Source organism: Marinomonas sp. (assembly GCF_039940335.1).
GTDB lineage: Bacteria > Pseudomonadota > Gammaproteobacteria > Pseudomonadales > Marinomonadaceae > Marinomonas.
Genome location: NZ_JBDVGW010000004.1, coordinates 1 through 19,114 on the forward strand (window position 1 = coordinate 1; position 19,114 = coordinate 19,114).

Here is a 19,114-nt window from a genome sequence, read left to right on the forward strand (position 1 = left end):
TCCCCTCCTTTCCCCCGTAGGGCGTATGCGGTATTAGCATGCGTTTCCACATGTTGTCCCCCTCTACTAGGCAGATTCCTACGCGTTACTCACCCGTCCGCCGCTCGACGCCTGATAGCAAGCTATCATCGTTTCCGCTCGACTTGCATGTGTTAAGCCTGCCGCCAGCGTTCAATCTGAGCCATGATCAAACTCTTCAGTTAAAAAGCTTGCTTACTCAAGTATCGAAACACTAACAATTTACTTATAAAGCGAATTGACGTGTTTGACGTCTCGTAAGACTTCAATTTTTTTGATCAACCACTAACCGAAGTTAGTAAGTCGATCTTCTGAAGTCTCCAGCGAGCGCCCACACAAATTATCTGATTATCTATTTTAAAGAGCGTTGCCGTACCACTTAAGCCACTTCGTCTCTATGTCAGAGTGAAGCCCTGTCCGTGTCAGCGAGGGCGTATATTAAGGATCTACAGATTTAGTGCAAGTAGTTTTTTAACTTTTTGTAAAAAAGTTTTTAAACAAAGGAAATTGTTTAATACGCATTAAAAGAAGAGGCGCTAGGAAGGCACTTACCCATAAAGCAATCGTGATATCGCTTTTCACTTGCCACCATAAATGAGCAACGATGGCTAAGCCTGCGAAGTAGACATATTGATGCAATTTCTTCCAATTCACACCAAGACGCTTCATCATTTTTTTGGTGCTCGTCATTGCCAACAAAAGCAAAATGACAAAGGCAAATAAACCGATATAGATATAGGGGCGCTGCAATACATCTTGGATAATCCACTGCCAACTCAGACCTGCATGAAAGACTAGATATATCAGTAAATGGAGCAATGCATAAAAGAAAGCGCTTAGACCAACAAAACGGCGGTATCTATTTAAGAACTTAAATTGAGTATTTTTAACCATTGGTGTAATTAAGAGCACACCAACCATGGCAACACAGGCCCAAACACCACTTAATGTCATAAGAGGTTCAGCAGGGTCAGGAAAGTAACGCCCAGTAAATAGTGAATACACCATCCATGCCAATGGCAATAAAAACACGACTAATACAAAAGGTTTCTCTTTCCTATCCCAAAACTTTGCCACGCTTAATAGTTCCTTTTTAAATCCATTCCCGAATACAGTCCTGCGACTTCATCGTAACCATTAAACATGTCGGTTTTTATAACATTGGGGAAAACGATGCCACCCGGCAAACGTCTTTCTTGACCTTGAGACCACCGTGGATGATCAACCTGTGGATTTACGTTTGCATAAAAGCCGTACTCGCTTGGTGCCAACATGCTCCAAGTGGTTTTAGGCATATGTTCAACAAAACGAACCTTCACAATAGACTTGATGCTTTTGAAACCATATTTCCACGGTAAAACAAGTCTAACCGGCGCCCCATTTTGATTAGGTAGGACACTGCCATACATTCCCACAGCAAACATCGCTAGCGGGTGCATTGCTTCGTCTATTCTTAATCCCTCTCGATAAGGCCACTCAATGCCGCCACCATTCTGTCCAGGCATTTGCTTAGGGTCATAAAGCGTTTCGAAGTACACATATTTAGCTTTTGAGGTAGGTTTAAATTGTTTCAGAACATCACCTAATGACACACCAACCCAAGGAATGACCATCGACCAAGCTTCGACACAACGCAGGCGATAAATACGCTCCTCTAGTACCGACATGTTAATAATGTCGTCTAGATCAAATTCGCCAGTTTTCTCGGCTTCACCTTCTACCGTGATCGTCCATGGAGTGGTTTTTAAACTTGCCGCTCGCTCCTCTGGATCCCCTTTACCATAACCAAATTCATAGAAGTTATTATAAGTAGTCGCCACATCAAACGGCGCGACAGTTTCCCCAGCACCATAAGCAGTTTCCTTGATCGAGCTAAATGCATTGGCAATATTTGCGTGAGGTTGCAGGCCATTACCTGATTGCACCGCTGCCATAGCGTTTCCGATTAATCCGGAACCTAAAGCCAAACCACTAGAGGCCTTCATAAACTGGCGGCGATTTAAATAAACGGACTCATCGGTGACTTCATGCTCAGCACAATCTGAACGACGTTTTTGACGAATTAACATGTTAGACCTCCTATGTTTAATAAGTAGACATAAGCTAGTCTAACTAGTTCAAAAAAAAGCCCCCATTAGGAGGCCTCTTTATCAATGAGGCTTCCTAATGGGGGCTGATTGTGACCTTTTTAAAATCTATCGGAAACGTTTTGATACGATTCCAAGCAATCCCCAAAGACCGTATAGACAAAACACCCCCATCAGAACTAACGCGGGTTCAAGAGCGATTAGTACTAAGGATAAAACCGCGATAAGCAGAACAACAAAAGGCACTCGCCCCTTTAGGTTCAAGTCTTTGAAACTGCGATATTTGACATTACTGACCATTAGCAAGCCAACAATCGGCACAAGCAGAGCCATGATAGTAGACAGCGCCTCACCTGAAACGCCCTTATCATTGGCCGCCCAAATAACACCTGCGACAATCGCAGCAGCGGCAGGACTTGGCAAACCTGTAAAGTAGCGTTTTTCTTCAATTCCTACCATGGTGTTAAACCGAGCTAATCGTAACGCGGCCCCAACAGCATAGATAAAGGCGGCAATCCAACCAACTTTTCCTAAAGGCGCTAAAGACCACGTGAAGACAACTAACGCAGGTGCAATACCGAACGATACCATATCAGCAAGAGAATCGTATTCGGCACCAAATGCACTTTGTGTTCTCGTCATGCGGGCAACACGTCCATCCAAACCATCAAATACCATAGAGATAAAAATCGCTACTGAGGCATTCGAGAACTCACCATTCATTGCCGCTATAATGGAGTAAAAACCAGAGAAAAGTGCTGCAGTCGTAAATAGGTTTGGCAGCAAATATACTTCCCTGCGAGGTTTCTTAATGGCGTCTTCACAGCTTGACTCAACCGCGGCATCTTCTGCTGACGCGCTTTCTTTTTCGTGTACTGACATATCATTACCTTAATTATTTGAATCAAACGACCAATTTTTTAAATGCTCGTTTTGCGGCGGCTATCGTAAAATCGATATCTTCAATCGTGTGGGCCTGTGAAATAAACCCAGCCTCAAATGCCGCAGGTGCAAAGTATACGCCTTCTTCCAGCATATAATGATAGAAGGCTTGAAATTGTTTCAAATCACATTCTTGCACGTCACTAAAACGACTTACTTTGTCCGCTTCAGTAAAGAAGAAGCCAAACATACCGCCAACACTGACGACACAGAAAGGCACGCCCGCTTCATCCGCCGCCGCTTTTAATCCTGTCACCAAGCGCTTAGCTTTTTCAGCGAGTTGTTGATGAAAGCCTTGAGCGCTGATGTTATTCAGCACAGCCAAGCCTGCCACCATGGCTACAGGGTTACCTGATAAAGTCCCCGCTTGATAAACAGGACCTAGTGGAGAAATATGTGACATGATCTCACGTTTGCCGCCAAAGGCCCCTACCGGCATACCAGCACCAATAACTTTACCCAATGTCGTCAAATCTGGCGTAATGCCAAAATATTCTTGCGCACCACCTAGAGCAACACGAAAACCTGTCATGACTTCATCAAATATGAGTACTGCGCCAGACTCATCACACGCTTCACGTAAGGTCTCTAAGAACCCCGTCTCCGGCAAAATACAGTTCATGTTGCCGGCAACTGGCTCTACGATAATACAAGCAATTTGGTCGCCGATGTCTGCGAAGCATTGTTTAACACCTTCAATATCATTGTATTGCAAGGTAACGGTATGTTGCGCGAGGTCCGTTGGCACACCAGGGGAGTTTGGCACACCAAGAGTTAAAGCCCCTGAACCTGCTTTCACTAATAAAGAGTCAGAATGGCCGTGGTAACAACCTTCAAACTTCACAATTTTATCACGACCAGTGTAACCACGAGCCAAACGAATGGCGCTCATCGTAGCTTCTGTACCTGAATTCACCATGCGTACCATGTCCATAGAAGGGACAAGCTCGCAGACTTTTTCGGCCATAGTGATCTCAATCTCGGTAGGCGCACCAAAGCTCAGGCCTAAATCTAACTGCTCACGAACAGCGTTTAAAACATCCGGATGAGAATGACCAAGAATCATTGGTCCCCAAGAACCTACATAATCAATATAACGCTGCTTATCTTCGTCAAATAAATAAGCGCCTAAGCCTTGTTGAAAAAATACTGGTGTGCCACCGACACCATTAAAAGCACGAACAGGAGAGTTAACACCACCGGGGATACGGTGTTGGGCACGGGCATAAAGTTCTTCAGAACGACTCATAGTGATATTGATCCATAAAAATTTAAAACATGGATAGGGATACAAACACCTATCCGATAAAGACGTAACACGTCCCGATTGGCGCTTAATCTTCTTTCAATAAGAACTCGTCCAACCGATTACGGCGCACCAGACAATAAGTTCCGTCAGGTAAGTGCACCAAAACATTAGTATTCTTAGTGGTTTGAAACCAACTCAGCAGGGTTTCTAGGGAGTCAGGCTCCTCTAAACAAACCAATGGCTGGCAATCTAGCGCCAACATAATATCAATGCAATTTTTATCTGCTTGAGCAACTAACCAAGGTTGAGGGCCATCATTTAATGTCTGTAAAAGATTTAAAACCACCCTGCAATCCAGTAAGTACCAACGACCTCTGTGCTCAAACACTGCATAGTCTAGCATACTCCCAGCAAAATCCTTCACTTGCTCAATTGGCAATAAATGGGAAATCACCTCTATAGGGTCCGCCACAGGAGCGACCTTTTGACGACGTAAGTGGCGCTGGAAGGCACTAATACTTGATGCAACCCCCATGTGCTCAAGCCTTTCAATGAAAATCGACTCTTGACCCAGTAAGGTTTTAGCGACCAAACAAGACAGCACGATAACAAACAAGGCTGGGGCAATCACCTCAGACGAATGGGTCATTTCTATCATGGCGAGCAAAGCCGTTAATGGTGCCTGAAAGCAAGTAGCCATCATGGCGGCCATTCCCAACAAAGCAAACAGCGCAATATTACTGCCTGTCATATCAAACCATAAGGCAACTTGAACTCCAGCTAACCCTCCAATCATAAAAGTTGGGCCTATCATGCCACCGGGAATACCTAATCCTAGGCTAAAAGCACTAAGTAATACCTTTACTAAGATGAGTGCCAACAGAGAATAGCCAATCGCCTCGCCATGCAACAACTGAGAAAACGAATCGAAACTACTGCCCATTGCTTGGGGTAAATAGATGGCGACGGCCACCGTAATGAAAGCGACGACCGAATATCGCCAGTGAACGGAAATGAACTCAAGTTTCCACAGATGTCGCTGTAATTGAAAAAAAGTACAGGCTAAAACCACGATAAAAAGAACTAATGCTAAACAAGCAAACACCGAGTCTGTGGTGATAAAAGACAGAGTGATATTACCCACATCAAAGACCTCAATAGGTCCGATTAGATAACGACTCACGTGTGTTGCGATGACGGCTGAAAGGAGAATGGGCAGTACATAACGCATTCGATACTCTAAGAAGATGACTTCAAGCGCGAATAGAACACCTGCTAAAGGGGTATGGAAACAGGCAGCGATTCCACCCGCTACACCACAAGCAATAAGCGTCTCGACACTGTACTGAGACAATTTACTACGCTGAGCAAAGCCTGCGCCTAGAGATGCACCAATATGCACCGTTGGACCTTCTTTTCCGACCGACAAACCGCCGACCAAAGCGATCACCGCCGAGACAAACTGCACTACCGCATTACGCCACGGCAAGCTGCCCTGATGATAGTTCAATCTCTCAATTACAAAGGGTATGCCGACTTTACTGTGTTTTTTAGGTAAGAATGAAAAAAGTCCAGCCAATAATAAACAAGCCAGTATAGGCAGAGCGACTCTAACTTCGACTGGTAAGGATTCGAAATCATCAATACCACCATTCATCAAAGGTTCTAACGGTAGATAAATCAATATATAAAACAGCGCCATGACTAAGCCACTGAGTACGCCACATACTGCACCTAAAACCGACAAAATCATCAGATCGCTATGGGGCTGAGTTTTAGATTGCCACTTTTCTTTTAAATTTAATCCTTTCAGGCTTACACCTCACTTTCAACAAAGCCAAAATTCGGGCACTATTCATTCCATCACATTTAAATTCAAAATTACCATTTTTTCGGTAAAAACAGTAGGAAAAGACACGTGTATAAAATAGGAATCGTAGGTGGAACGGGTTATACCGGTGCCGAGTTATTAAGACTTCTCGCCAATCATCCTGAAGTGGAAGTAAGTGCCATCACTTCACGCAGTGAAGAAGGCAAACTGGTTTCTGACATCTACCCTAGTTTACGCGGCCACTATGACCTACGCTTCACTACCCCAAGTATTGATGAATTGGCAAAATGTGACCTAGTCTTTTTTGCTACGCCGCACGGCGTTGCCATGGACCAAGTTCCAGAATTGATTGATCGCGGCATCAAGGTTGTCGATTTAGGGGCAGATTTTCGTATCAAGGATACCCTTGAGTGGTCTAAATGGTACGGCATGGAGCATAGAACGCCAGATTACGTTGCCAAGGCAGTTTATGGTTTACCTGAAATAAACCGCGAAGCGATCAAGAGCGCACAACTTGTCGCGAACCCTGGTTGTTACCCAACGGCGACGCAACTTGGTCTAATTCCACTATTAGAAGCAGGATTGGTAGATCCAGCACATCTTATTGTTGATGCAAAATCCGGCGTTAGTGGTGCGGGTCGTGGTGCCAACATTGGCTCTCTATTATGTGAGTCCAGTGAAAGCTTTAAATCGTACGGGGTGGCAGGACATCGTCATTTACCTGAGATAAAACAAGGTTTGCAGCTAGTGAGTGATCAAGACATTGGCTTAACTTTCGTTCCACACCTAGTTCCGATGATTCGTGGGATTCATTCCACTATGTACGCAACCTTAGTGGATACTTCAGTAGATCTTCAGAACTTATTCGAAGAACGCTATAAAGATGATTTCTTCGTAGATGTGATGCCAGCAGGCAGCTTGCCAGAAACACGCAGTACGAAAGGCGCGAACTTCTGTCGTATCGCGGTATATCGCCCTCAAGGTGGTGATAAAGTGGTAGTGTTATCGGTAATCGACAACTTAGTGAAAGGCGCTTCAGGCCAGGCTATCCAGAACATGAACCTAATGCTGGGTCTAGCTGAAAATCAAGGCTTAACAGCGTTAGGTATGATGCCGTAACAGCCGCTCTCGTTAGGCGCTCTTCTCGTTCAGGGCGCCTAGCTAAATTCTGTCAACTCGTTTTGTTAAGCACATATGAGTCATGACTTTATGTAAATTTGGCCACGTCTCAATCTCTTCACGAATTTCATTTAAGCGTTTCATGGTTGGCGCTTGTACAAGCAGTAATAAATCCACGTCACCACTGATGGAGTGGGCAAGCTTTACTTCTGGGATACTTTCCACCATAGGCACGACGAGATCGCAAGATAACGGACGGAACGTCAAAGCCAAATAAGCCTCCACGCCCTCTTCTTTTGAAACCGCCGTATGGGCATGATACCCCGTGATGATCCCCTGCTCTTCCAGACGCTTGATCCGATCGGATACTGAGGAGCGAGACAAGTTTATCTGTCGACTAATGTCCGATACAGACAAACGAGCATCTTTAACCAACAACGCTAAAATCTGTTGGTCATAACGATCTAAAGCCATATTGAGTCCTACTTATCACTAGAACCTAACAACTTGACGAAACATCCGACAGTTTGCGAGGTAATGACGACACTTTGCTTAGCCCATAAAAATGCTTTTCATCATATCCTTTCATCATTCATTTAACAGCTCTTTTTGTCTATTTTTCAAGGACATCCAATGCAATATCAAAGAACACTTGGCCCACTCCAGGGTATGGCAATGACGGTCACTACCTTTATTGGAACAGGATTGATGATCTTACCCGCCATATCTGTCACTCAAGCAGGCTCTTTTGCCTTTTATGCTTGGCTCATCACCGCCGCCATGGTGATTCCTATCGCCTTTATCTTTGCTTTCTTAGGCGCAAAGTATCCTTCTGCTGGCGGTGCTTCCCACTATATTGGTAAGGCATTTGGAGCACATTATGAAAAAGCCGTCGGCTGGCTTTTCCTGAGTATTTTGCTATTCGGACCAGCGGTCGCCGTAAAGGTCGCAGCGGCCTACCTAGGTATCATCATAGATATTCCAGAAATCAGCTTGCTGGTACTAAGCCTGATCACCATTATTGCGCTAACGCTATTTTCCGTAGCGGGCATTCAAGCGTCAGCACGCTTTCAGACAGGTGTTGTCATCGTCATGATATTGACCATTATCTGGCTGTGTGTCATTGCCGACATTGGCGGTAGTGTGAGCGTAATCGCCACCCCAGAAAGTTCCTCGGATTGGCAAACAACCTTATATGCAACCGGGGTCATATTCTGGTGTTTTCTCGGTATAGAAGTTATGGCACATATGGGCGCAGAATTTAAGAACCCTGCGCGAGACTTTCCTATCGCTCTATTAGGCGGTATCACATTGGTCATTCTGGCGTATCTTAGTTTGGTATTACTGATTGCCTACCACCACACTTACGGTGATGAATTAACCAATAGCCAGTCTCTCGCCATACTGGTCAATAAATTAGTCGGGGAGACTGGTAGCAAGCTCTTTGCAGCAGGCGCTTACATTATCGCTTTCGCTAACGTTGCCATCTACATTTTAGGCTTCGCGCGGATGGTTCAGTCCTTAGCTACCCAAAATGCGCTGCCTCATAAATTTGCGCAGCTCTCTCCACAAGGCACACCTATCAATGCCGTGTTACTGGTATGTTCCATTGTACTTTTATCAATCGTCTTTTCTGAATTGTCTGGCTGGAAAATGGCTTGGTTTATCGAAATGACCAATAGCAACTTTTTATTGATCTACGCCCTCACCTGCATTGCGGCTTTTAGATTGGTGAACAACACACTTAAAGTGCTTGCCGTGTTAGCCCTAGTAAGCTGCCTTGCCATGGCGTTCTTTATCGGCATGAATATGCTTTTTGCGATCGCCATTATGATCACTGCGTTGTGTTATGAAAAGTTAAAGGTCAACTATATAACACGCAAAAAGTGTACTCATACCGTGCCCTAAAGAGCAGCTATAATCTTTTTTGATAGGTGATTAGAATCGCCTATCAAAACCAACCTGCCACCCTACACATTAAAAATGTGCAATCAAATTACTCTATCACGACTGAATGGCATGAACCTGACGATAAATACCTTGACCAGCTAAAACACCAATGACGGCAAATGCCACCCAAATCCATTGAGCGTCAACACCATCACTAGATAAAAGCCAACCAACTATAAAGTTCCCTAAAAAGGCAGCAACACCTCCAACACAAGAATATAAGCCATAGTAGCTTCCCAACTCAGATTTAGGGCAAAACTTTGGGACATGCGATCCCAATAAAGGTAGTAACATCATAGAGCCAAAGCTGAAACAGGTGGCAAATAACAGAAAGTTACCCCAAGACAACATTTCTATGCGAAACGTAAAAAACAGAAATGAAAAGCCCATCAGTATCATGCCTGCACGCATGGCGTGAGCATTGCCTATTGTCTTTGCGATCCAGCGTGAGATTGGTAACTGCATGCTAATAGCTAACACGGAAGAAGTAATAAATACCCATGTAATAACTTCGGCAGAGTAACCACTAGACCGCACCTGATTTGGGAGCGCCAGATATAATTGATGAAAAAATAGGTGGAAGCTACAAGCAAACAAAACAAACATAACAAAATTTCGATTAGACAACATACTTAACCATTGCTTCCAAAAGAAAGCTTTCTTGCCTTGCCTTTTCTCCTGCCCAATTAACTCTGGCAAGTAACGCCACTGAATCAAAAACAGCATCAGAAAGAGACCAGCAGCTGATATGCCAACCCATACAAAACTTAAGTGAAAGAGCGCTATACCAAGCAGCGGACCAAGAAACATTCCTGCTTCACTCGTCCAATTCTGCATTGAAAAAATACGATCTCGGGAAACTTGATCTGAGGCTTCATTAGCTAAATAGGCGTTACTAGAAGGTGTAAATAAGGCACCTGCAAATCCCGTAAGGAAGGCTCCAATTAATATTAAAGGTAGACTGGAAGCAATCCCCAGCGCTAAAAAACCGCCTACACGCACTAAACACCCTAACAAAATTAAGCGTTTGTAGCCGAGATAATCCCCTAACGTCCCTCCTACCAAAAACATCCCCTGTTGACTCAATACCCGTAAACCGATCACTAAACCCACATGCCAAGGAGTCATCCCCAGAGTATGCTGCAAGTGATCAGCTAAATAAGGGAGCAACATATAAAAGCCAAGATTAAAGGTAAAACCATTAATCACCAGCACTCGGCTAGCTGCTGACAAGTTACGCCATTCTTCTAAAGTATTTCGAAATGTCATCGTATTGAAGTAACTTATAAATTCTCTAAAATAGCGTCAGCGCGCTCTGGATTGAGCACTATTTTCGATCTCAATCTTGGGTATTGCTTTTCCAAAAGAGATTTATTGTAAGTTGCTCCTACCTTAATCAAGCCAACCATGCCCATCATTAAATGCGGGGGGCAATAAAATAAATGCACACCTTCATGGTTGAGAGATAGCGTAAACTCTTCATTCAACTGTGAAGCCCATCCTTTGTCACCTTCAGGTACCAAGTAAGATTTTGCGTTATGCCCCGATTGAGCGGGGATAAAAGTTACGCTATCCCCTAGCTTGGCTTCAATGTACGCGGGTTCAAACACCATAGAACCGGCTTCACCATAATTAAGCATATTGACCTGCCAGTCTTTCGAAAATGCTTCGGTAGAAACAAGCAAACAGAACGCTATTCCTAAATTAAAAATCTTATACAACATATTTTGCTTTCAACTAACGGCTTTATATTTTGCTTTCAACTAACAGCTTTTATTTGACTGGTATTACTATGAATACCAGCTTGACCTGAAAATCGATGAGTGCGAACAAAAGGGACACCGCCCCCATCGAATTCTATATCTACATTTACCCCATATACGTCTTTAATCAACTGAGGCGTCAAAATATCTGCCGGTGCTCCTTGCGCCACTAAACGACCTCCTTTCAGCACTAACAAGTTATCTGCATATTGAGCAGCTAAATTTAAATCGTGTAGTATCATCAAGGACACCCAACCATTTGCTTTGGTTTGCTGATCAAGGTGGTTCAACATAACTTGTTGAAAGTGAAGATCCAATGCACTTACAGGTTCATCTAACATTAGAATTTTCGGCTTTCTCATCAAAGCTTGGGCAAACAATACCATCTGACATTGCCCACCACTCAGCGTCCGCACATCTTGATTTGCTAAAGAAACCAAACCTATTTGCTCCAGAGCAAATAATGCTTCCTCAAGTAAAGAATCACCCAATTTAAGTGATAAAGCATTTAACTGACCAAGCAGCACAACTTCTAAAACACTCAACCCGACATCCAGACGAATGTCTTGTGGCATATAGCCAAATTGCCTACGCCATTGGGTGACATTTTTTACATTGAAAACTTCACCAGAAAACTGAATGCTCCCTTTCTGCGGACGAATGTCGCCAAACAGTGTTTTTAGCAGGGAACTTTTACCTGTGCCATTAGGGCCAATAATGACATGGGTTTGCCCTGTGTTCAGTCGGAAACTCATGTCATCGGCAAGCACCAAATCACCAAATGCTAAAGAAAGGTTACTAACTTCTAACATAAACTACCGTCTCTTATTAATAATGAGCCAAAAGAAAAATGGCACGCCAATAATCGCTGTCACAATACCTATGGGAAAAAGCGCTCCTGGTACGATTGTTTTAGACAATACAGAGGCACTGGATAATAGAAAGGCACCAATTAAAAAGGATAATGGCAAAAAGAATCGTTGATCCTCACCTACCAGCATACGGGCAATATTTGGCGCAACAATTCCAATAAAACCAATAATCCCGACAAAGCTTGTAGCTGTCGCCGTCATTATTGCCACAATAATAAGTGTTTTTAACCTTAGTCGAGCAACATTAACACCTAAACTTTTCGCTCTTTCTTCTCCTAACCGCAGCGCTGTGAGCTTCCAAGAGTCTCTCAGCAAAACAGCCACACAAATTACAGTAACAACACAAGTAATCGCTACATTAGTCCAGTTCGCTTTCGTTAAGCTACCAAAAAGCCAAAACAAAATTTGTTGACTTAGCTCCGGAGAAGACACAAATTGAACAAGAGACAGCAAAGACTGAAACAAAAAGAGTAAGGCAATACCAGCCAGAATTAACTGACCAGATGTAATATGCCGCAACATTGCCAAACCGAATAATAAACTTGCCGAAATCATACAACAGACAAAAGCCCCTATTGGTACAGCCAGTTGCGCATTAAGTCCAAGACCGCCTAGATACAACATTAACGCTGCACCAAAGCCAGCAGCTGCCGCCATACCTAAAGTATAAGGACTGGCCATTGGGTTATTCAAAAGAGTTTGCATTTCAGCGCCACCCACACCAAGAGAGCCCCCCACTATCAAAGCCATCAAAGCAATAGGTAGACGTAAATTTGTGACAATGACGTCAGTTGTCCTTGAGACTTCTATAGGGACGCCTATTCGGCTTAATAACGCGTTGGTCACCTCTCCCACCCTCAACATTGAAGGGCCTGTTGCAATATCGAGAATAAAGGAAAGCACTAAAACAAATAGCACTCCCCCAATGACCACCCAACGGCGCTTTTCATGATCTCGCTGAGCTTTTATGGCTTCATTAATAATATGTGTAGTGGCCATCAGTCAGTGATTTTTACCGCAAAAGTACCTTGTGGCACAACCGGTAAATACTTTTTATAAAAGTCCAAATAGTTCTGCGCTGGTTGTAAATTTTTAAATAGCGAAGGGTACATTGCTTTAGCAATAAACTGCATCATACTCGCATCTAAAATAGTTCGAGACGCTCCTTGGTATATACCAAATACCCTTCTATCTTTAACGGCTTTTAGCGCTTGCCAGCCAGGGCGTTTTGTAAAACCTTCCAACCTATCCACTGCATCTTGTTTTAAAACGCCTTGCCCCATTATCATGGCATCCGTTTTTTTGCCTGTTTCAGTTCCTGATATCAATATGACTTCCGGATTTGAAGAAATCACTTGTTCAGGGTTAATTGGCCCCCACCATTCGACAAAGGGCGCTGCAATATTATCGCCTCCGGCACTTGAAATCATGGCTCCCCACATGTTTTTACCATACGTATAAGAGTATTCACTTGGTCCTTGATTACCAAACTCTATATAGGTGCGTGGCTTAGGCAGACCTGCTTGAGCAACGGCATTATGAATATGTCGGATGGCTTCCTCATACTCATTGGCAATCATTTCAGCTCGCTCCTGCTGCCCTGTTAGCTTGCCAATAATTCGAGTACTTTTTAAGTGTCTCTCTAATGTTTGAGCATTGTAATCAACGACAACAATAGGAATACCGGCATCTTCTAGCGTATCAGCATCCATACCCAACCCTTTATATTGCCAATCAGCTAATAAGACCACACTTGGATTCAAGCTAAGAACTTTTTCGACTGAAAAGGTTTGTGACTCAACTTCTCCAACATCTGGAATTTTCTTTAAAGACGGTCTTTGGTCAGTATACAAATTCCAACTAGCAGGTCGCCAAGATTTCCATGTATCTAGCGAGAGACCGACAACATTATCAAAGGCATTCTCTGTTCCAATCGCCATATAGTCTTCAGCATAAAAACCTAGGACGACACGCTCGGCAGGTACGTCCACCTCAACTTCACGACCCAAAACATCTTCAATAACCTGAATCTGAGCAAAACCATTAATACAAACAGACATTAGACCAACCATGGCCAAAATATGACTTACACCCATCAAAAACCTCAAAAAATAATACAAATGATAACAATTCTCAGGTATATTCTAATATTATTCGGACTCAAATTGATAGTTTTTATCCCATTAAAATTTAAACACTTAAGGAACCAAACATGATCAAAAAAAGCCTTATGGCTTTATCTTTACTCTTAACCACTCTTTGCTATGCCGAACAAGTCACGGTAACAGATGTATTAAATAGAGAAGTTAGTTTTGACGCCCCAGCAAAACGAGTCATTGTAGGCTTCTACCCCGAAGATTATATGGCGATTGGAACAGAGAAGGCCTATGACAATGTGGTCGGTATGTCTAAATACATTTGGCAAGCACGCTCAGCTAATTGGGAGATGTACCTTAAACATCGCCCATCTTTGGATGACATTCCTGCAATTGGCCGAGTTGATACAAAAACCTTTTCTGTTGAAAAGGTAATTGCATTAGACCCTGATCTAATAATGCTTGCAGATTGGCAATACAAAGGTCTCGGAAATGACATTGAGCGATTAGAAGACGCTGGAATAACTGTCTTAGTCGTAGATTATAACGCTCAAACGATAGAGCGCCATATCAAAAGCACCCAGTTAATCGGCGTTATTACAGGCCAAACTGAACGTGCACAAAAAATTGCTGACGAATATGAACATAATTATCAGCAAATACGCCAGCGGCTTGCCAAAGCAAACCTACCTTCTCCCAAAATTTATACCGAATACGGTGCCGCAGGTGTTAACGAAGTAGGCTATACATTCGGTAAAAATATGTGGGGAGCAATTTCCACCATGGCTGGGGGAGACAACATTTCAGCACCTTATGTTGAATGGTGGGGAAAACTTAATCCAGAACAAATTCTAGCGGCTAATCCAGATGTGATATTTATTACTGGCTATGAAACCGGCAGCAGTGACGACTCAATGATCATGGGCCAAGGTGTTGATGAAGCAATCGCTAAACAACGCCTAGCAGGATTCAAAAAACGTACAGGCTGGTCAACACTAAACGCAGTACAGACTAATCGCATTTATTCTGCTTATCATGGGGCTTGTAGAACTATTTTAGACAGCGCAATGATACAGTTTTATGCTAAAGCCCTTTATCCAGAGCTTTTTAAAGATTTGGATCCAGAAAAGACTTACCAAGATTTCTACAAAAAGTATTTACCTGTAAGCCCGCAGGGTACTTTTACAACACAGTTATAAACGATAAAGCCCCGAAGCATTCGGGGCTTTATCGACTGAAAAAATAGTTAGCTTTCATACGACTGTGATTAAAGAAAATAGCCAAGAGATATGATCATCCAGTGCTCTATGTTTTAACGACCCCTTCCCCATAAACTAACATACACCAGCAATTCGCATCCAGCTGGCGCCAACAATATGAATAAAAACTCTACTTCCCATTTCTAACGCCGCCGTATCTATCATCTAAGTCATATCCTAAACATGCGGTTAAATTAATTCTTCCCCCTCCTTCCCATGTCATCAAAATGAAACAGTAGGAACACATTACTGTCATCAAATTACCCTATGTTAAATCATTAGATGTATTCAATTTCGGAGTAAAAAATGTTTAAAAGCCACTTTCGTCGCACTCTAGTCGCCACTTGCTTAGCAGGTGTAGCCCTAACGGCCACAGCCAATTCTTTTCAGCGTGTCGCTAGTTTCCCTGTTGCTCAAAACCTAGGCAGTAACCCTATTGCTACCGAGACATCAGCGGAGATCATCACAGCGTCGGAAGATGGTAATACACTCATTTACTCTGATAGCCCATTAGGCGGAGTCGGCTTTGTTAACATCAAAGATCCTCAAAACCCTCAAGCTGCGGGTTTCTTATCTCTAGGTGGAGAACCCACTTCCGTGGCAGGTATTGCAAACTGGGTGGTTGCCGGTGTAAACACTTCCGAAAGCTATGTAAAACCTAGTGGTTATTTAGCTGTGATAGACCTTAATAGCCAAAAAGTTGTACAGCGTTGCGACCTTGGTGGGCAGCCTGATTCTGTCGCGGTTTCAAAAGATGGCAAGTACATCGCCGTGGCGATTGAGAACGAAAGAGATGAAGACCTAAATGATGGCGAGATACCACAGCAGCCTGCAGGTTATCTATCGGTCATCGACTTCAATGTGGACACTGGCATTTGCCAAAGCGTTCATAAAATAGACCTTAACGGGCTTGCCGAGATTGCGCCGAATGACCCCGAGCCAGAATTTGTTGCTTTTAACGACCTTAATGAGATTGTGCTCACTCTGCAGGAAAACAACCATCTGATCATTATTAACGCTGACAGCAAAAAAGTTGTTAATGACTTCTCTGCAGGCACGGTAAACCTTTCTAACATTGACACCAAACGTGATGGCGCTTTGGTTTTCAATGAGAGTTTAGAAGACGTGAGACGCGAACCCGATGCAGTCAAATGGCTCGACAATGAGCGCTTTGTGATTGCAAACGAGGGAGACTATAAAGGCGGAGCTCGCGGCTTCACCATTTTCAACAAACAAGGTGATGTCTTGTTTGAAAGCGCGGAAAGCTTCGAGCATGAAGTCGTAAAAACAGGTCATTATCCTGAAAAGCGTTCAGCTAAAAAAGGTGCTGAGCCAGAAGGCCTAGAAGTCGCTAAATTTGGCAATGAAACCTATATTTTTGTGATGTCAGAGCGTGGTTCCATTGTCGGGGTTTATCGTGACACAGGTGCAGCACCAGAACTTGTACAAATGATGCCTTCAGGTATTGCGCCAGAATCTGCCATAGCAATTCCGCAACGCAACATCATTGCGACAGCTAATGAAGCAGATCTATTGGAAGACGGCGGTCCTCGCTCTCATGTGATGCTTTACCAATGGCAAAAGCAGAATGCCAGCTACCCTAGCATAGTGTCGCAAAACAATGCCTCTGGACAACCGATAGGTTGGGGGGCGTTATCGGGCTTGGCCGCTGACATTAAAACACCAGGCAAGCTTTATGGGGTTAATGACAGCTTCTATTCGGCACAGCCAGCTATTTTCACCATCGATGCAAACCAAACACCGGCTCGTATCACCCATAAATTAACCGTGACACGCCAAGGAATGCCAGCAGAAAAATTGGATTTAGAAGGCATTGCGGTTGACCCTAAAGGCGGTTTTTGGCTAGCGTCTGAAGGCCATCCTGGCAAAGAAGTCCCTCATGGGATTTACCATGTCACGGAATACGGTGAAATTGACCAAACCATACCTTTCCCAGCTGAACTCCTAAAGCATCAGCTACGTTTTGCGGCTGAAGGCATCACTTTAGTAGACGATGCTCTATGGGTAGCGATTCAACGTCCTTGGAAAGACGATACTAAAGATCGCACTAAGCTATTACGCTACGACCTTAGCAACCAATCATGGCAAGCGGTTTACTATCCATTAGAACCAGCTCAAAAAGGTTGGATAGGGCTGTCTGAAATTACCGCGCACGGTGGCATGTTATATATCTTGGAAAGAGACAACCAATTGGCGCAAGCAGCGAAAGTGAAGCGTTTGTACAAAGTGGATCTAAGCTCATTAAAACCTGCTGCTATTGGTTCTAAACTGCCTTTGGCGACAAAAACGCTGGTACACGATTTTTTACCAGAACTAAAAGCGGGTAATGGCATAGTGGTTGATAAAATTGAAGGCTTCACCCTTGATAGCCTAAGTCAAGGCTATGCCGTAACGGATAATGACGGTGTTGATGACAGTACAGGTGAAACTTACTTCATCAAGCTTGGTACACTTCGCTAAGTTAGTTGCGCATTCGTAAAAACTTATAACGGCCTCAACTTTGAGGCCGTTTTTCTTTTTTGAACCAGCCGCTGCATCAGTAAAGACGACAACATTTTTATTGCCTTACAGATCGTCGAAATTGCTGTACAATGACGCAAAATTGAACTCATAAATATTCTTGGAGAAAACCATGCCTTTATTAGATAGCTTCCGTGTAGACCACACCAGAATGGACGCTCCAGCGGTACGTATTGCCAAAAGCATGTCGACCCCTAAAGGTGATGACATCACCGTTTTTGATCTACGTTTTTGCATTCCAAACGAAGAGATTTTATCGGAAACTGGTATTCACACGCTTGAGCATTTATTCGCCGGCTTCATGCGTGACCACCTAAACAGCGACCAAGTGGAAATCATCGATATTTCACCAATGGGCTGTCGTACAGGTTTTTACATGAGCCTGATTGGTACACCAGCAGAAGGCCAAGTGGCTTCAGCATGGAAAGCAGCAATGCAAGATGTATTAGGCGTTAAAGCAAAGAACGACATTCCTGAGCTTAACGAATACCAATGCGGTACATACGAAATGCACTCCCTTGAAGAAGCGCAAAAAATCGCCCAAATGATTTTAGACCGCGATGTTAAGGTGAACAGCAATGAAGAGCTTTACTTGAGCGAAGAGTTCCTAAAAGAACACAGCTAAGCAAAGCTTAAAGAAATGAAAAAGGGTGTCCATGTTGGACACCCTTTTTTCATGGAAGTTAGATTAAATCACTTCCCATACTAACAAAAAATTATTGGCAGGCATGTTAATTTGCGCCACCAGCTGCATATTTTCAGCCCACTCTTTAAGTTCGGTAATATCCCGAATACCGCCGCAACCACTTTCTGCCAAATGCTGATCAAACTGACGATTGCCTTCGCTGGTGTATTCACCGTCAATATTCATTGGCCCATACTGGCAAAAAATCCCACCATTCTTTAGATGCTTACCTATGGTTTGCATCATCAGCTTAGCGTCGTGTTTTTGCATAATGTGAGTCGTATTGGCGGTAAAGACAGCATCGGCGTCTACATCTGGCCAATCGTTTTTACCTAGGTGAAACACCACTGGGACGCTCACATTCGGCAACTCAGCTTCCGCTAGCCATGCCTTAATACTCGGATGATTCTCCTGCATATCACTGGTTTGCCAATTGAGATGCGATAAGTGTTTTGCAAAAAATACCGCATGTTGGCCAGTGCCAGAACCAATCTCGAGCACTTGTTGACGGTCTTTAAACCACTTAGTTAGCTGCTCAAGAATCGGTTGTTGATTTCTTTCACATGAAATAGAAAAGCCTTTACTCATATGGATCGCTCAGTCTCTATTGAATATGCTTTTTATCTTTACCTTTCGTATGAAAATTAACAATGCTTGCAACGTTGAAACCTTGTAATTTACTAAATTCGATAGGCTCAAGGA

17 protein-coding genes and 1 rRNA gene are annotated in these 19,114 nt (G+C 43.5%); 5 read left to right on the top strand and 13 right to left on the bottom strand.

The genetic code is table 11. The features are described 5' to 3' along the window. The 6 genes from ABJF92_RS01490 to ABJF92_RS01515 form a co-directional block, all read right to left on the bottom strand. Nucleotides 1-203 (bottom strand): 16S ribosomal RNA (locus ABJF92_RS01490); the annotation flags it as partial. Between the two features lie 286 nt (nt 204-489). After that, complete coding sequence (locus ABJF92_RS01495; RefSeq protein WP_446814084.1) at nt 490-1,095, bottom strand: sulfite oxidase heme-binding subunit YedZ; 606 nt, start codon at nt 1,093-1,095, stop codon at nt 490-492. Between the two features lie 2 nt (nt 1,096-1,097). Then, nucleotides 1,098-2,087, bottom strand: a complete 990-nt coding sequence (gene msrP, locus ABJF92_RS01500) for a protein-methionine-sulfoxide reductase catalytic subunit MsrP (protein ID WP_446814085.1) — start codon at nt 2,085-2,087, stop codon at nt 1,098-1,100. A gap of 126 nt (nt 2,088-2,213) precedes the next feature. Continuing rightward, nucleotides 2,214-2,987, bottom strand: coding sequence for a CDP-diacylglycerol--serine O-phosphatidyltransferase (gene pssA / locus ABJF92_RS01505; protein ID WP_446814086.1), 774 nt, complete (start codon nt 2,985-2,987; stop codon nt 2,214-2,216). A 22-nt stretch (nt 2,988-3,009) separates the two neighbouring features. Then, complete coding sequence (gene hemL, locus ABJF92_RS01510) at nt 3,010-4,296, bottom strand: glutamate-1-semialdehyde 2,1-aminomutase (RefSeq protein WP_446814087.1); 1,287 nt, start codon at nt 4,294-4,296, stop codon at nt 3,010-3,012. Nucleotides 4,297-4,381: 85 nt separating this feature from the next. Then, nucleotides 4,382-6,049 carry a chloride channel protein gene (locus ABJF92_RS01515; protein WP_446814088.1) on the bottom strand — a complete coding sequence of 556 codons (1,668 nt, stop codon included), beginning with the start codon at nt 6,047-6,049 and terminating at the stop codon, nt 4,382-4,384. A 165-nt stretch (nt 6,050-6,214) separates the two neighbouring features. Here ABJF92_RS01515 and argC point away from each other — a divergent pair, with 165 nt between their 5' ends. Next, on the top strand, nt 6,215-7,246 hold the full coding sequence (argC, locus tag ABJF92_RS01520; RefSeq protein WP_446814089.1) for an N-acetyl-gamma-glutamyl-phosphate reductase: 1,032 nt from the start codon (nt 6,215-6,217) through the stop codon (nt 7,244-7,246). Nucleotides 7,247-7,288: 42 nt separating this feature from the next. Here the strand turns inward: argC and ABJF92_RS01525 are convergent, their stop codons facing one another. Beyond that, nucleotides 7,289-7,720 (bottom strand): Lrp/AsnC family transcriptional regulator, encoded by a 432-nt coding sequence (locus tag ABJF92_RS01525; protein ID WP_446814090.1) that lies wholly within the window; start codon nt 7,718-7,720, stop codon nt 7,289-7,291. Between the two features lie 201 nt (nt 7,721-7,921). On the opposite strand from ABJF92_RS01525, the gene yjeH reads away from it, so the two are divergent. Further along, nucleotides 7,922-9,154 (top strand): L-methionine/branched-chain amino acid transporter, encoded by a 1,233-nt coding sequence (gene yjeH, locus ABJF92_RS01530; protein WP_446814091.1) that lies wholly within the window; start codon nt 7,922-7,924, stop codon nt 9,152-9,154. Between the two features lie 96 nt (nt 9,155-9,250). Here yjeH and ABJF92_RS01535 read toward each other — a convergent pair whose 3' ends face one another. From ABJF92_RS01535 to ABJF92_RS01555, 5 genes are all read right to left on the bottom strand, one after another. Next, complete coding sequence (locus ABJF92_RS01535; protein ID WP_446814092.1) at nt 9,251-10,405, bottom strand: MFS transporter; 1,155 nt, start codon at nt 10,403-10,405, stop codon at nt 9,251-9,253. A gap of 74 nt (nt 10,406-10,479) precedes the next feature. Next, the gene (locus tag ABJF92_RS01540) at nt 10,480-10,920 is read right to left on the bottom strand and encodes a plastocyanin/azurin family copper-binding protein (RefSeq protein ID WP_446814093.1); all 441 of its coding nucleotides are present in this window, start codon (nt 10,918-10,920) and stop codon (nt 10,480-10,482) included. Nucleotides 10,921-10,955: 35 nt separating this feature from the next. Then, nucleotides 10,956-11,771 carry an ABC transporter ATP-binding protein gene (locus ABJF92_RS01545; RefSeq protein WP_446814094.1) on the bottom strand — a complete coding sequence of 272 codons (816 nt, stop codon included), beginning with the start codon at nt 11,769-11,771 and terminating at the stop codon, nt 10,956-10,958. Nucleotides 11,772-11,774: 3 nt separating this feature from the next. Further along, nucleotides 11,775-12,830: a FecCD family ABC transporter permease gene (locus ABJF92_RS01550; RefSeq protein WP_446814095.1), complete on the bottom strand. Its 1,056-nt coding sequence runs from the start codon at nt 12,828-12,830 to the stop codon at nt 11,775-11,777. Continuing rightward, nucleotides 12,830-13,927, bottom strand: a complete 1,098-nt coding sequence (locus ABJF92_RS01555; RefSeq protein ID WP_446814096.1) for an ABC transporter substrate-binding protein — start codon at nt 13,925-13,927, stop codon at nt 12,830-12,832. The genes ABJF92_RS01550 and ABJF92_RS01555 overlap by 1 nt, the downstream gene beginning before the upstream one ends. 116 nt (nt 13,928-14,043) lie before the next feature. Between ABJF92_RS01555 and ABJF92_RS01560 the strand changes: the two genes are divergently transcribed. The 3 genes from ABJF92_RS01560 to luxS all read left to right on the top strand — a co-directional run bounded on the left by ABJF92_RS01560 (nt 14,044) and on the right by luxS (nt 18,352). Then, nucleotides 14,044-15,126 (top strand): ABC transporter substrate-binding protein, encoded by a 1,083-nt coding sequence (locus ABJF92_RS01560; protein WP_446814097.1) that lies wholly within the window; start codon nt 14,044-14,046, stop codon nt 15,124-15,126. A 366-nt stretch (nt 15,127-15,492) separates the two neighbouring features. Next, nucleotides 15,493-17,667, top strand: coding sequence for an esterase-like activity of phytase family protein (locus ABJF92_RS01565; protein ID WP_446814098.1), 2,175 nt, complete (start codon nt 15,493-15,495; stop codon nt 17,665-17,667). A 172-nt stretch (nt 17,668-17,839) separates the two neighbouring features. Then, entirely contained in the window at nt 17,840-18,352 is a 513-nt protein-coding gene (luxS, locus tag ABJF92_RS01570) for an S-ribosylhomocysteine lyase (protein WP_446814099.1), read from the top strand. Between the two features lie 63 nt (nt 18,353-18,415). Here the strand turns inward: luxS and ABJF92_RS01575 are convergent, their stop codons facing one another. Beyond that, nucleotides 18,416-19,000 carry a DUF938 domain-containing protein gene (locus ABJF92_RS01575; protein ID WP_446814100.1) on the bottom strand — a complete coding sequence of 195 codons (585 nt, stop codon included), beginning with the start codon at nt 18,998-19,000 and terminating at the stop codon, nt 18,416-18,418. Between the last annotated feature and the right edge of the window lie 114 nt (nt 19,001-19,114).

Coding starts and splice junctions, on each gene's coding strand:
- msrP (WP_446814085.1), bottom strand. CDS start 2,087: ATGTTAATTCGTCAAAAACGTCGTTCAGATTGTGCTGAGCATGAAGTC.
- pssA (WP_446814086.1), bottom strand. CDS start 2,987: ATGTCAGTACACGAAAAAGAAAGCGCGTCAGCAGAAGATGCCGCGGTT.
- hemL (WP_446814087.1), bottom strand. CDS start 4,296: ATGAGTCGTTCTGAAGAACTTTATGCCCGTGCCCAACACCGTATCCCC.
- ABJF92_RS01515 (WP_446814088.1), bottom strand. CDS start 6,049: ATGATTTTGTCGGTTTTAGGTGCAGTATGTGGCGTACTCAGTGGCTTA.
- ABJF92_RS01525 (WP_446814090.1), bottom strand. CDS start 7,720: ATGGCTTTAGATCGTTATGACCAACAGATTTTAGCGTTGTTGGTTAAA.
- yjeH (WP_446814091.1), top strand. CDS start 7,922: ATGACGGTCACTACCTTTATTGGAACAGGATTGATGATCTTACCCGCC.
- ABJF92_RS01540 (WP_446814093.1), bottom strand. CDS start 10,920: ATGTTGTATAAGATTTTTAATTTAGGAATAGCGTTCTGTTTGCTTGTT.
- ABJF92_RS01545 (WP_446814094.1), bottom strand. CDS start 11,771: ATGTTAGAAGTTAGTAACCTTTCTTTAGCATTTGGTGATTTGGTGCTT.
- ABJF92_RS01550 (WP_446814095.1), bottom strand. CDS start 12,830: ATGGCCACTACACATATTATTAATGAAGCCATAAAAGCTCAGCGAGAT.
- ABJF92_RS01555 (WP_446814096.1), bottom strand. CDS start 13,927: ATGGGTGTAAGTCATATTTTGGCCATGGTTGGTCTAATGTCTGTTTGT.
- ABJF92_RS01560 (WP_446814097.1), top strand. CDS start 14,044: ATGATCAAAAAAAGCCTTATGGCTTTATCTTTACTCTTAACCACTCTT.
- ABJF92_RS01565 (WP_446814098.1), top strand. CDS start 15,493: ATGTTTAAAAGCCACTTTCGTCGCACTCTAGTCGCCACTTGCTTAGCA.
- luxS (WP_446814099.1), top strand. CDS start 17,840: ATGCCTTTATTAGATAGCTTCCGTGTAGACCACACCAGAATGGACGCT.
- ABJF92_RS01575 (WP_446814100.1), bottom strand. CDS start 19,000: ATGAGTAAAGGCTTTTCTATTTCATGTGAAAGAAATCAACAACCGATT.